Here is a 13,405-nt window from a genome sequence, read left to right on the forward strand (position 1 = left end):
CCGTGAGCGGCCTGCAAATTCAGTGCGTGACGCGTTACTGCGGCGCCGGCACCACCAGAGTGATTTTCTTGCCCGACTTCTTCTTGTGCCCGACCTTCGCTTTCCCCTTGTTCCCTCCGTTCAAAGTCACGACCGTGATCCACCCGCGCGATGCGAACGTGTGCTCGACCGACTCGATCAGAAACTCACCGTCTACTCCGGTCTTGAACCCCTTCAGCGCGATCGTCTTTTCCGCCGACAGATCTGCGCGGCCGCGCATCGTCAGCCGGCTCGTTGACGTGTGCCGGTTGAGCGTCGCCATTCGCGATGTCGCCCCCGCTTTCGCGGCTTCCGGACTCGCGAACGCATGGCGCTCGGTATGCACCGCGGACGCACCTGGCGGTGCATCCGGGTTCGGGATCGTCAGATCGATCTTCTTCCCGGACTTGCGGTCATGCACCTTCGTGCGCACGGCCGCGAAACTCGCTCGGTCGGGGAAATTGATGTCGTAATCGAGCAGGTCGCCCGGCGTGAGCGTGACGATCGGCAGCGGCTTGCCGCTCGCGCTCTTACCGCCGCCGCGCGGCAAAACGATCAGCTTGCCGGCCTTGACCGTCGCCGTCGCCCCATACTGGCGAGCCACGCGCGTGATGAAGTGCAGATCGCTCTCGCCGAACTGGTCGATGCGTGGCACGACGACGTCGACGTCACACGCGGCCGACCACTTGTTACGACGCGCGACGTCGCCGACGATGTCGGCCAGCTTTGCGCTCGACCAGCTCCCGTATCGCTGCGTTTTCGACGTCGCGCGCATGTTCGCAGGCTTGCCCCGGATCACGACGCTGGCCGGCGGCCCGCGCAATCCAACCTCGTCGACGGCGTACTCGCCGAGCATCGACAGCCCCTGCCCCTCCCATCCGATCGACACCTTCAGCGTCGCGCCTTTCGGCGGAAACTCGACGCGGCCGTCGCGATCGTCGAGCGTGATCGTGCACTCGTCGGCGTCTAGACCGGGTTTGTCCATCGACCGGATCTCAAGCACGCGATCCTGTATAACCTTCGTCACGTCCGAGCCGTTCGCGACGACCTGAAAAATCGCTTCCATCGCACCTCACTATGTCCAGAGCTGGACGGACTCGGCACGCGGCGCATCGAGATCCGGCATCAGGATCTCGACGCCGGCCGGGAACGGCTGCGGCCGATTCGCCAGCCCCGGATTCGCTTCGTACACGGCCTCGACCGTTCCCTGCAGCGCTCCGTAGAAGCGATAGCAGAGCGTGTCGAGCACGTCACCGTCAGACGTTCTTAAAGTCTTCGCCATAGCGCCCGAACTCCACCGAGAAAGTTTGCTTGCGCGGCAAGCCGTCCGCGAGCAGCGCGTCCTGCTCCTCTTCGATCGCCTGCAACAGCCAGCGGCCGAGCACTTCGCCGTCGCCCGTCGTGAGCTGCACGGGCTTCATCCTGCCGCCGATGGCACGCAGCCGGCTGATCTGCTTCGTACCGGCCCCAAGCGACGGGAACACGACGCCCGACAGCGTGATCGTCTCGCCCCCTTCGCTGACGGGCTGCAGCGCCTCCTGACGGTTCAGGCGCTCCTGGGACGCCACGCGATATCGCGTCGCTCGTCGCAACTTGTCGTGAGCAGCCGTCGACAGGTTGAAGTGGAATGCGTCGCCGGCATCCGTCGTCATCGACATCAGGTGCGGCGTGCTCGACGACGCACCGTCGATCAGACCCGACAGCATCGAGCCGACGCCCGTCGACTTGATCACGTCCATCACCGCCGAATCCTTCAGACCCACCGCCGCGTTGAACTGATTCCACGCCCCGCCCAATGCAGACTTGACGCTGTCGGCGGCAGCCCGCACAAGGGGGAAATTCGATCCGTCGACGGCTTTCAGAATCGAGCCGAGCGACGCCTGCGTCGCGTTGAAGCTACGCACGACAGCGCCGACCTGCGGAAACAGGTCCGATGCCACCGACAGCGCGCTTGTCGCGCCGGTCAGCAGCTCGGCCGCACTGCTCAGATTGCCGGTTGCGAGACGTTGCAGCATGTCGACCGTCGCCATGCTCGCCGCGCGGTTTCGATCGAATATGCGAACCATCTGCCGCACGCGCTCCGTCGCGATCCCCGCCTGCGTTGCTGCTCCCGAGATCTGTCGAAACACATCCATGACGCCTCCCTTACATATGCGGCGCGTCGAACATTGCCGTACGACTGTTCGCCTTGCGCTGCTGCTCCTCCATCATCCGCGTCAACTGCGGACTGACCTGTTGGAGAAACTTGTTAGCCATGTCGGTATCGCTCGCCTCGATCTTCACGTTGAAGACCGGCGCGAACGTGTTCGTCTGATCGATACGCGGCCCGAACCGGGCATCAGCCGCCGGAGTCTCTGCTGCCTTCGCCGCCTTGGCGGCTGCTTCGGCGTTCGCGGGCGTCTCGTCGGGTTTCTGGCCCAAGAACTTGCTCGCGATGGCGCTCAGTGCCTTGTCGCCTACAAACGTCCCGAGTGCCCCGCCAAGCACGCCGACGACCGCCGATCCGATCGGCCCGCCGAGCGCTCCGATCGTCGCCCCGACCTTCGCGCCGATCACGCCACCCGCGAGACTGCCGGCGATGCCCGCGAACCGTGTGGCCTTCCGATCGTTCGTATCGGTGCTCGACGCGACGGCGTACGCTTCGCGAGCCGCAAGGCCGAACTTCAGGACGGTCCCCGCGACGGCCAGCTTTCCTGCCCACGGCGCAACCCGACCGAAGAGCGCACGTCCCGCGTTGACGACCCGCCCGATCCTTCCGAGCCGCCCCGCCCGAGCTGCCGCGCGACGCGCGGCTCGACCTGCACGCCCACCGCCCATCAGATCGCCAAGCCCGCCACCATCGACGCCACCGCCGGGCATGTTCACGACGAACACGCGCTGGACGCCACCAGCGGCGCTCGCAGCCCCTCCGACTGCATCCAGTGCGCGCCCGACGACGCCACCCGCACCACCGGCACGCCCTGCCCCCCCTCGACCACCACGCGCCAGCACCGTCCCGCGCGCGATATCGAACAAGCCGCGACCGATGCCCCAAAGTGCCTTTGCTCCGCGCACTGCGAGCACCGTGCCGGCGATGCCGACGACAGCGGCTGTCGCCTTCGGAGCGCTGTCTGCGGCGGACTGGATACCGCTCCCGGCCCCCTTTGCCGCCTCGCCAACGCGATCCGTGATCGGCCGTAGGGCGTCGCCAATGCTGCGCATCGCGTCGTCCCATCGCTGCCCGACCTCGCTCCAGATCTGTTTGGACGTCTCGCGACGTGCCTCCAGATCCTTTTGGATCTCGCCGCTCGCCTGCTGCGCGTTGCGCTTCAGGTTCGAATACAGCTCAGCGTTTTGCATGTACGCTGTCAGCGCCGCCTTGACCTGCATGTCGTTGAACAGGTCGCCGGTCTTCATCGTCTCGGCGAACGCGGCCATCTGCGCCTGACGCTTGGCGGGGTCCATCTCCGAATTGAACTGCTTCGCCGCAGCTGCGAGCTGCTTCGCCTTGGCAGGGTCGACACGCTCGATGTACGCGCGGGCGAGCACGAAAGACGCTTCCAGCGTCGACCAGCCCTTGCCGATCGCCTCGCGCATCTTCGCCTGATAATCGACACCGGCCTTCGCGTAGTTGCGTTCGGTCTCGCCCGAACCGATCTTCGAAAACCAGTTTTTCAGGTTGTTCGCCGCCTCGTCCGAACTGCCGGCGGTCTTCATCTGCACCTGGAGCATTGCCCCGAGCTGCGTCACCGAGTCCTGCCCCGTGATGCCGATCTTCTTCATCTCGGCGAGCAGCACCGGGAACCAACGCGCCATGTCGACCGACTCGAACGACCCTTCTTTGCCGAGATACGCGATCGCTTCGAGCGCCTTCGACATCTGCTTCGGATCGACGATCTCTGCGTTCTGCTGCAGCGCTTGGATCATCTTCGCGGTTTCGACCGTCGTCGCGCCTTGGCCGATTGAGAACTTCGCGACCAGCGGCGCGAAGTTGAGCGCGCGATCCAGATCCATGCCGCCTGCGACCATCTGGTTGACGGCGTCCGCCAGCTCGTTGCGGCCGATACCGTTCGCCCCGGCGTCACGCCTGATCCGCGTCGCCATCGCGGCCTCTTCCTGCGTGCGCGCAATGCCGGCCTTGATCGCAATGTCGCGAATGATCGCCTGATAGTTCGCCGAGATCGTCGCCGGCACCGCGACGGCTGCCGTCAGCTTCATCGCATCGCCGATCACACCGCGCCCGGCCTCTTGGCCAGCCGCGAGCCGCTCGCGGCCTGCCACCTTCAGATCCAGTCCGCGAGCGGTTCGTCCGAGCTGCGCATACGCGCGATCGAGCCGACCGACCTCGATGCCGGCGTCTCGCAGCGATTTCAGATTGCTGTCGAGCTTGCGGCGAATGCCATCCGCCGCGCTGTCGCCCGCCAAATGAAGGCGACGGAACTCGTCCTGCAGGCGCATCGTCTCGCCGATCTGGCGCTGCCAGAGCCGCGAGTCGTTCGCCCGCTTCTTCATCGCGTCGATCTTCGACGATGTGTCGGTGATCGCCTTGCCGAACGTCGCCGAGACGGCCCCGCCGATCACGATGCCAAGTGCTAAGTCTTTCGCCATCCCGGCCCCCCTCAATCCGTCAACCACCAGAGCATGTCGTCGACCGTCATCTCGTCAATCGATGTCGGCGACATGCCGTATTCACGCACCAGCCGATTTGCCAGCGCCTTGAGCGTCTTTCTGTCCAGCTTGGCGTACGGATCGAAAGGAGTAGTAGGCGTCCTGCACGCGCTCGTAATCGGCCATGTCCATCTCTTCGATGTCGTCCGGGCCGACATCTGCGAGCGTCGCGAACAAGATCAGCTCTTGCTGCTCGGCATCGTTCGGCGCGAGCTTCTGCGCACCTCGCATGTCGCGCACCTTCGGCCGGCGCAGCGTGAAGCTGTCGCACTCGACGCCGTTGAGCTTGATCGGATAGTTGAGCTTGACCGTGACCTTTTCCATTGCGGTTCCTGAAAAGAAAATGGCGAGCCATCGGCTCGCCATCAATTAAACAAAGTAGCTTTGCTGCGTGTCCGTCCAATGACACCTACGTGGGAACTACATGCCAAGACCCTTGCGCACCTCGGCGAGCTGATCAACACCGTTGATCACGCGCTTGGACGCGAAGACATCGATCTCGTGCACAATCGCACCGGCGATCTCCAGCTTGTAGTAGTCGCACGACACGGAGTATTTCGCCTCGTACTTGTCGCCCGGTTTCCAGTCGCCCGGATCGACTTCGTGCAGCATCCCACGCAGATACACGGCGACGTTTTTCGTCTTACCGCTGCGATCCATGAACACCGCGCGAAATACACCGTTGAACGCGCCCTGATCGACCAGACCGAAGAAGCGCAGGACCTCGTATTCCATCGTCGACATCGAGAACGATGCATCGAGCGCTTCCATGCCTTGATCGACCTTGACCGTCGCGTCCATCCCGCCCGCGCGGAAGTCATCCGTCTTGATCTTCAGCTTCGGCGGCGTCATGCTCGTCGCGCGGCCAGCGTATCCGCGGCCATCGATATGAGCGTTGCAGTTGTACAGAGTTTCCGGAATCATCGTTCCTCCCTTAGATCTGGTTATCCAGCACTTCGGTCAGCCACTGGTTCGTGACCTCGAAGCGGAAAATCGGGTTTTCGGCCGGCGGGACGTCCGTGAATCGGATGTTCCAGTACACCTTGCCGTCTTCGAGCTGGCTCGCCGTGTTCAGCAACGGGTCCGGGTAGACCTCGAAGTTGATCACTGCGCCCTGACGCTTCAGGTCACGCATGAACGCGTGCAGCCCTTCGGTAACGTCGCTGACGTACGTCGCCGTGATGCCGCGATCGACCGCCCACTTGTGGCCGGCCTGAACCGCATCCATGACGATGTCGAGCGTGCGCACGCGCGTGACGAACTTCCATTTCGGATCGGCCGACAGCGTGCGGTTCCCCCACAGGCGATATCCGCCGTCGCGAATGATCGTCGTGATGTTCGCGTTGTTGAGCAGGTTCGCGCGGCACGTCTCGTCGCCGTCGAGGTATTCGATCGGCCGCCCCGTGCCCGTGATCTCCACGATCTCCTTGTTCGACGGTGACGCCCAGAAGCCGACCTTCGCGTCGGTCTGGCAGAAGAGCCCCGCCGCGTACGTTGACGCGGGCAGCGAGATCTCGCCGTTCGTCGCGTTGTTCCATGCCTTCGCGCCGGGGTCGACCATGTACAGGCGCTTGCTGCCGAAGTTCTTCGCGTACGCGATCGCTGCCTCGTCGTCGACATTCGGGCCATCGATCACGGCCATCGCGCGCAGCTTGCCGGCGAGCGAGTCGGCAGCCGTCGCGACCGGCTGCTTGGACGTATGCCCAGGTGCGACCAGCAAACGCGGTTGTGCGTTGAAGCGCGACTTCGCGTCGAGCAGCGCCTGCATGCCCGTGCGTGCGCCCCCGGCCGACACACCACCGATGATCGCCGACGTGAGCTGCGCCGCGTCGGCCGCTGCCGGCACCCCCACGGCGATCACAATCGCGCTGCTCTGCGCGTAGATCGCGCGAGCTGCCCGCGCGATCGCGCTGTTCTCGCCGAACGCACGCACCGCCTCGCCGTAGCTGGTCAGCTGCACGGGAACATTCGGCTGCGCCAGATCGGGACCGGGCGTGTACGTGTCGGTCATACCAACCACCGACGACGACGGCACCGCAATCGTGCGCGGACCGCTGTCGACGATCGTCGTCGTGATGCCGTGAAAAAAGGAAGTCGCTGCCATGCGGATCTCCGGAAATAAAAAAAGCCGCTCATCGGAGCGGCTTGAAACGAAACGACGCACGCTGCGTCGGCAAAGTTACTTTTTGGTCGATCCGCCGGGTGCTTTCGGGGCCGCCTGATCATCGAGAACCGTGTCGGCCAGGAGTACTTTCTCAACCCCTCGGCGCAACGCGACTTCGATCGCTTCACGGTTAGCTTCTGCCTGACGCTCTTCCGCTTCGCGTCGAGCAGCTTCCTCAGCTTCGCGCTTGGCTCTCGCGATCCGCTCGGCCTCGACCTTCGCGAGGATCTGTCGCGGGTCCGGTTCGGTCGGCCAGACAATGTCGTTCGGAAAGGTCGGAGCATCCACGACACTGGAAAGCGCCATCTGGTAGTCGGCCCACGCATCGAACGTCGCTTCTTCGAGATCGGACATCCGTCCCGTGATACGCGCATCGGACTTGCCGAGATTCTGACGACGCGCTTTCTCCAGTCGTCCGAAAAAGTCATTCATCGCTGTTTCGCGCTCCTTGTCCGCGACGATCTGCTCGTCGATCACCCACGCGCCATCACGCCACACATGTGCATCGGAAGGGCGCGGCTCTTCAGTCAGGCCCGCTTCGTCCGGCGTCACACCTGCCACGGTAATTTCCGCCGCGAAACCGGACTCGGTTCGATAGAGACGCACGCCGCGATAGTCGGGCAGCATCTCCCACTTGTCGCCACGCCAGAACGGCCACGTGCGCGGCGCACGTTCGGGCAGCGGCTCGAGCGTGCAGAACGCGGGAACCAGATAGCGGCTGGAATTCATCGGATCGACATCGGCCAGAAAGCTCGCGATGTACTGCCCGGTCAAACTGTCGTATTGATTGCAAAGCATGTTCTACCTCACGATTTAATATGCGCGGATCATGGCGAGCACTGCGATATTGCGCATACGCGCTTCGTTGCCTCCGTCAGCAGCAACGCTGATTGCGTGCGAGTGACCACCAGCGCCCCCGATGCCAACGTTGTGACCGTGCGCCCCGCTTCCCTCGATTCCAATCGGGATCGTTGCGCCGTCTGTCCCCAAGTTGTTGGCGCGACCGTTGTCCATGCCGTACCCGCGCCCGGTGCTCGTCGAATACGCACCGTTCGACCCGAGACCAAACCCGTGCGAGTGCGGTTGCTGCGACACGTTGTGGCCGTGCCACCCTTGGGAATCCGTCCACGCGCTGTGTGAATGGTCCCCGACGTCACTCGCCGAGGCGCCGTGCGCGTGCGATCGGTTTTGACTGTCCTGCCACGAGCCGACACCGCGACCAGAATCAACACCCCGCCCGCCGTCAGCACACCGGACACCTTCGCCGCGAAACTCGGGGATGCGGAACGTCGTCTCCCCGTCGCCGATCGAGAAGCACCCCCACCAACCAGCGGCCCAATCCTTCTCCGTTGCGAGCGCACCACTTGCCTGCGCATACGCCCAGAGCTGCGGATAATCGGCTCGCTTGAGCAGCGCTCCGTCGAGCTTCAAGCAGCCCGCCCGCACACTGTTTCGCACCTCGAAAATGATCTGGCCGATCGACGCCGACGCGATCGCATCGGCGACAAACGCCGTCGACGCGACGCTTCCCGACTTATCTCCAGCGGCGGGCGTAGGCACCTGCACAGGTCGATCAAAGATCGTGCCCTTGTCGGCAGTGAATCGCGCTGTGACGATCCCGTTACACGTGACGCCGAAAGAGCCGTCACCGATGTGATAAAGACCAGTATCCGGAGTACCGTCCTTGTCGAAAGTCAACGACGGATTCTGCGGCGTGCCTTCCGAGAGGAAAACCCGAGCGCCGGCAGCAAGCCAGAGCGCACCTTTAAGCGTCCCGCCGTTGTTCAGGTCGAGCGGCGTCAGATTGCCCGTGTGGTAGACCGGTTTGCCATCGATACAAAATGTTCGACTGCCGAAGAAATACTGAAACGAGCCTTTCGTTGCCGAATACCATCCGACGTTGTCGGCATTCGCGTAGAAATAGCCGTCAACCGCGCCAAAGCGAAGCCGGCCTTCGCCCCACGAAGGCTTCAACGTAAGGTCTCCACGCATTTCGACCGACCCACCGAGGACAGTGCCAGCACCGGTGCCGTCAATGTTCACGACCCCAGTATCAAGAACCCAAGAGAACGGCCGGTAATCGTTCCAACCGCCGAGCGGATCGCCTTTCTTTGTTTGCAGCCAGTACGCCGTAAGATCGTCATGACGGAAGAACACCCCGTACTGACCACCACACGCACGAAGATGACCACCGTTGGGCGCGTCCAGACCAGTAATCTGAATCCCATTTGCGAACGAGGCACGGTAGGCTACCTGCAAGCCATCGCGACCATTGTCTGCCGTCGTTCCAACAAGCACGCGCCCCTCGCGAGTGACACGCATCCGCTCGGCACCGCCCGCGATCAGCGCAAGCCAACCACTCGCGGCGGCCGGCCCAACAAAGCAGTTATTGCCCTGAATCTCCAGGTGCGAGACACCTTGTGCGCCGATCTGAAGGTATCCGTCGCTCGGTGAGAACATACCCGTGTCGGGATCGTTCTCGAATCCGAATCCAGCGTTGTTTGCGTTGTTCGGCGTGATTGCGCCGACCTTCCCGCGAAGCACTCCCTTCAACGTGCCGCCCGTGTACGGCAGCTTGTCGTTACCGAGTTCGTCGGCACGCTTGCCGAGCGCATCGACCTTCGCACTGACCTCGCCGACCCGCTTGTCGTTGCCGTCCGCCCGGTCTTTGAGGTGCCGCGTCCGATTCGCAAGTTGCTTCGTCGGCACGTTGTCGATCCCATCAGGACCACCTTGTACGGGGTCCGACGTTTCGAACTGGTAGACCCCTTCCTCCCACTTACTTTCTTCTTTCAAATTGGCCATGTACCGATCACCCCTCGCGTAAATTGACCATTGCGCGTCGCGGCACCGTTGTGCCGGATTGCAACCTCAGAAAAATCGAGCCATGCGAGCCGGCTGCGAGCTGGCGCGTAACGCTCGATCGCTCGCTTCAGGTTCTCGCCCTGATCTCGCGTCACCGGCCGCCGCAGCTTCACGATGTACTCGGCCCATGCGGTCGACCCGCCGTGCAGATATCGACCGTCGCGCTTCGCCGAACCGTCTCGCCGCTTGATCTGCCGCCCCTCCTGAATGTCGATCTCACCGAACCCGAGACGACGAACGATCTCGCGGATCGCCCATGGCGTGCCCTTCTTTTGATAGATCGCCAGAGACGACTTGATCAGCGCGCGTCGCGCCTCTTCGGACTCCGCCAGCTCCCATCCGTCGACCGCGAGCGACCACGCGAGCCACGGCAGGAAAGCGGCCGGGCAGCGATCCGCATCCCAGAGCGTGCGGATCACGTTCGGATCGACAGACGGCCGCATCACCTGCGCGAGCGCCGCTTCTAGACTCGTCTGGTTCGTCGGCAGTAGTGCTTCAATCGTCATCGTTCACCTTCGGATTCAGCACGATCGATGTACACCGGGCGAACTGATCGATCGCACACACCACGTCAGCCATGGGGGCCTTCAGATCGACACGCACGACACCCGACGCTTTGGGATGCAGCGCCCCGGTTACGGCCGAGCGAGGCATGCCAACCCGTAGCGCTTCGCCCGCAGCGACTGCGATATCGAGATCCTGCCGTCGCGCAGCAAGCACGACGCCCGGATCTGGCCCGCGCCCGATGTACACGTCGGCGACGATCGCGTATTCGACCGGCCGGGCCGGCACAACGAGCAGCGTGTCATTGAGCGGCCGACGATCTTCGGGAGAGAGCGCTCGGCGAACCGTGTCGAGCAGCGCAGCACTGGCAACGCCACCGTTCGAGTACGACTTCACCACGACGCGAACGACACCGCCCTCCGGTCGATCGACGCGCACATCGGCGACATCCGGCGATGCATCCATCGCCATCGACCGATACGCACCGAATGGCCCGGCCGTTGACGAACGCTCGATACCCATCTGCGTACGCAACCGCAGCCGCTCGTCGCGCTCGACTGTCGCGGGGACAGGCGGATGCGCCTCCGGATCACCGGGATCGACTGTCTCCCGCTGCAAATTCCAGAGCACCGCGAGGTGTTCAAGATCCGCGCCCGTCGAGTACGCCAGCAACACGGCTCGGGCTGCATCGTTGACACGCGCCCGAAACCGTATGTCGTCGTACGCCGCCAGCTCGATCAACTTGACGACCGGATCGGATTCCAGCGCAGCCGTCCAATCCGGATAGATGCTCTTGAAGTGTTCGAGCTTGCGCTGATACACCTCCTCGAAGTCGAGCGTTTCGACGAGATCCGGTGGATCAAGCGCCGACAGATCGATCACTGTCATATCGTCACCTCGAATACAACATCGTCGCCGTTGTATTGGCCGGCGATCCGAAAAGTTACTTTGCCGTCCACGACAGAGAGCGCCTTCACGCTATCCAGCGCAATGCGCGGCTCCCATCGACCGATCGCGCGCGCGGCTTCCGCCTGCGCGGCCGAGATCCATCCGCGCGTGACGGGCAGGTCAACCATCGCAGGGAGATCCGAGCCGTAATCGGGTCGCTCGCGGCGGGTTCCCTTGCGCGTGCTCAGAATGTCCGCGATGCTTTGCACAAGATGATCCAGGCCGCCGATCAGTCGGCCCGTACGGCGACACATACCGACCAGCGCGACCATCACTGCGCCTTCGTCGGAATGCGCTTGAAGCACCCGCGCGAATCGAGATACGCGATATGCTCAGGCTCTGTCACTTCCGTTTTGCCGGCCAGCACGGCGACGTGCGAGCCGTCCGGAAACACGATCACGCGGCTGCGGAACTCGGTATCGATGAATGTCACGGGTGCCACCGCCCCGCCTTGCTGTGCGTCTTTCGCCATCACCCCCCCCACAAACGAAAAGCCCCGCACGGGCGGGGCCAAAAGTTACTTTGCTGTGCTCACACTGGCGGGCTAACCAGCTCGCCGTCACCTTCTTCGCGGTGCCTGTGCTTCGTCAGCGACTTACCGCCGGCAACAACGTCGTCGGTATATTCGGCACCGCCCGCGATCTTCATCGCGACACCGCCGCCCTCGCCCGGCTTGCCCTGCATACCGCCGTTGAACGTCAGCAGTTGCTCCGTCGTTGTGTTGCCCGTGAACGTCGAGTCCGGGACATCCGCCAGCAGCTTCGCGCTGCGCAGCGTCGCGCCGTCCGCCTTCAGCTCGAACTCCGTGCCACCGATGCGGAACACGATCCGACCGCCGGCCGGCACCGACAGCACATATTCATGGCTCGCATGGTTGTACTGCTCGAATGCGCCGTCCGGGAAGTCGGTCGCCGTCTCGTCCGGACTGGATCTACCGGACCCGCCGTGCTGCTCCGTGTAGTAGCCGGGCGCGACGAACGCCCCCGCGAGATCGCCGGACGGTGCCCACAGGGCAACCTCTTCGTCGATGGACGGCGGACGCCAATGCCGAACCTTGCCGGCCGCACCGGCCTGCCATTTGAGCCAGTCGCTGACCCAATCGCCGACCCGCACTTTCACGCGTGGCGGTTCGTACTTGATCGCCTCGACGACCGCGGATTGCGTCAGGCACGCCATACGGCGATCCATTTCGCCAAGCTCGAAGTCGCTCACACGATCCCCCACGCCAGATTCGCCGGATTCCAGTATTCGTCCTTGTGCGCAGGCCCGGTGTTGGGATCGACGCCCCACAGCACCGCTCGCCCCTTCGTCGGCGGCTCGTATGCATCGCCCAGGTCGAATTCGTGCACCCACTCGACGAGCCAAACGAGATAGGTATCCAGTTCGGGCCGGAACGGATCTTCGCCCGCCGACCCGACCTGTTTGCCGGGCGTCATCGGCAGCCCCCACGTCGCCCCGTGCACCGTTTGCAGCACGCGCGCGGACAACTCGCGCACCTGGACCTCGGCATCCTCCACCAGCGGGTCGACGATCACGCGGGCCTGCATGCGCGCGATCAGCGGCACCCGGCCCGTTCCGTCGTCGTGTCCCGGCTCCAGCTCCGCCAGCTCGACCGCGACGAACGGCGTTTCGATCGACTTGCCGATCTTCGGGTACGCGTGGATGCGTTCGAGATCGGGCAAGCGCGCACGCAGGCCGGCCTCGATGCCGTCGTGAAGTTGTTTCAGGTTATCGAGCACGATTCGCCGCCTTCTGGATTTCGTAGTTGACCTCTTGCCGCAGCACCGTCATCAGCCGCGCCTCGCACACACGCGCAGCGCGTCGAAATGCCGGATCGCCGGTCTGCGACCATTCGACCGTCACCACTTCGAACGGCGTTCGTGCCTTTCCGGTGCGACGGTAGATCGCGCCGTCCGGCTGCGCCTTGGTCTTGCGCCACGAACCCTCGAACAGCGATCTGCCGGCGCGCATCCCCTTTTTCGTGCGCCGCACCGCGCCAAGCCGATGCGCTTCGAGCGGATTCAGCCCGAGCCACACCTTGCCCGTATCGAGCGAGCGCATGAAGAAGTACATCCGCTGCCGTAGGAGCTTCTGCTGTATGCCCGTCGCGCCGCTGACCTCTTTCGCCGTCTGACTCCGAATCCACGCGCCTGTCTTGCGCAGCGTCCGACGCCATGCCGCCTGCATTGCTGCAGGCGGCAGGCCCGCGAGCGCTTCGAGTGCACTCCGTACGTCGATCTCGACCTTCAGCAGATCCAT

General features: G+C 63.7%; 16 protein-coding genes. All 16 read right to left on the reverse strand.

Features of this window, described 5'->3' with window-relative positions:
* Positions 1-34: 34 nt before the first annotated feature.
* Positions 35-1,084, reverse strand: coding sequence for a phage late control D family protein (locus ACTJLD_RS31685; protein WP_440660599.1), 1,050 nt, complete (start codon positions 1,082-1,084; stop codon positions 35-37).
* Between the two features lie 9 nt (positions 1,085-1,093).
* Positions 1,094-1,300: a tail protein X gene (locus ACTJLD_RS31690; protein WP_027789299.1), complete on the reverse strand. Its 207-nt coding sequence runs from the start codon at positions 1,298-1,300 to the stop codon at positions 1,094-1,096.
* Positions 1,275-2,153: a phage tail protein gene (locus ACTJLD_RS31695; RefSeq protein WP_059675744.1), complete on the reverse strand. Its 879-nt coding sequence runs from the start codon at positions 2,151-2,153 to the stop codon at positions 1,275-1,277. Before ACTJLD_RS31695 ends, ACTJLD_RS31690 begins: the two co-directional genes overlap by 26 nt.
* A gap of 10 nt (positions 2,154-2,163) precedes the next feature.
* Complete coding sequence (locus tag ACTJLD_RS31700) at positions 2,164-4,605, reverse strand: phage tail tape measure protein (protein WP_060228196.1); 2,442 nt, start codon at positions 4,603-4,605, stop codon at positions 2,164-2,166.
* A gap of 81 nt (positions 4,606-4,686) precedes the next feature.
* Entirely contained in the window at positions 4,687-4,989 is a 303-nt protein-coding gene (locus ACTJLD_RS31705) for a phage tail assembly protein (protein WP_059903957.1), read from the reverse strand.
* Positions 4,990-5,085: 96 nt separating this feature from the next.
* On the reverse strand, positions 5,086-5,589 hold the full coding sequence (locus ACTJLD_RS31710; RefSeq protein ID WP_027787026.1) for a phage major tail tube protein: 504 nt from the start codon (positions 5,587-5,589) through the stop codon (positions 5,086-5,088).
* 10 nt (positions 5,590-5,599) lie between these two features.
* A complete protein-coding gene (locus ACTJLD_RS31715; protein WP_440660600.1) occupies positions 5,600-6,769 on the reverse strand; it encodes a phage tail sheath subtilisin-like domain-containing protein in 1,170 nt (389 codons plus the stop codon).
* Between the two features lie 75 nt (positions 6,770-6,844).
* A complete protein-coding gene (locus tag ACTJLD_RS31720) occupies positions 6,845-7,627 on the reverse strand; it encodes a tail fiber assembly protein (protein WP_440660601.1) in 783 nt (260 codons plus the stop codon).
* Between the two features lie 15 nt (positions 7,628-7,642).
* A complete protein-coding gene (locus tag ACTJLD_RS31725; protein ID WP_440660602.1) occupies positions 7,643-9,634 on the reverse strand; it encodes a phage tail protein in 1,992 nt (663 codons plus the stop codon).
* Entirely contained in the window at positions 9,622-10,200 is a 579-nt protein-coding gene (locus tag ACTJLD_RS31730; protein WP_440660603.1) for a phage tail protein I, read from the reverse strand. The genes ACTJLD_RS31725 and ACTJLD_RS31730 overlap by 13 nt, the downstream gene beginning before the upstream one ends.
* Positions 10,190-11,086, reverse strand: a complete 897-nt coding sequence (locus tag ACTJLD_RS31735; protein ID WP_322079251.1) for a baseplate assembly protein — start codon at positions 11,084-11,086, stop codon at positions 10,190-10,192. Before ACTJLD_RS31735 ends, ACTJLD_RS31730 begins: the two co-directional genes overlap by 11 nt.
* Complete coding sequence (locus ACTJLD_RS31740; protein ID WP_034195754.1) at positions 11,083-11,418, reverse strand: GPW/gp25 family protein; 336 nt, start codon at positions 11,416-11,418, stop codon at positions 11,083-11,085. Before ACTJLD_RS31740 ends, ACTJLD_RS31735 begins: the two co-directional genes overlap by 4 nt.
* Positions 11,418-11,579, reverse strand: coding sequence for a hypothetical protein (locus ACTJLD_RS31745; RefSeq protein WP_440660604.1), 162 nt, complete (start codon positions 11,577-11,579; stop codon positions 11,418-11,420). The genes ACTJLD_RS31740 and ACTJLD_RS31745 overlap by 1 nt, the downstream gene beginning before the upstream one ends.
* A gap of 98 nt (positions 11,580-11,677) precedes the next feature.
* Positions 11,678-12,358, reverse strand: coding sequence for a phage baseplate assembly protein V (locus ACTJLD_RS31750; RefSeq protein ID WP_440660605.1), 681 nt, complete (start codon positions 12,356-12,358; stop codon positions 11,678-11,680).
* Complete coding sequence (locus ACTJLD_RS31755; protein ID WP_440660607.1) at positions 12,355-12,885, reverse strand: hypothetical protein; 531 nt, start codon at positions 12,883-12,885, stop codon at positions 12,355-12,357. Before ACTJLD_RS31755 ends, ACTJLD_RS31750 begins: the two co-directional genes overlap by 4 nt.
* Complete coding sequence (locus ACTJLD_RS31760) at positions 12,875-13,405, reverse strand: phage tail protein (RefSeq protein WP_440660608.1); 531 nt, start codon at positions 13,403-13,405, stop codon at positions 12,875-12,877. Before ACTJLD_RS31760 ends, ACTJLD_RS31755 begins: the two co-directional genes overlap by 11 nt.

The sequence above is a fragment of the Burkholderia sp. 22088 genome (assembly GCF_052045915.1).
Lineage (GTDB): Bacteria > Pseudomonadota > Gammaproteobacteria > Burkholderiales > Burkholderiaceae > Burkholderia > Burkholderia cepacia.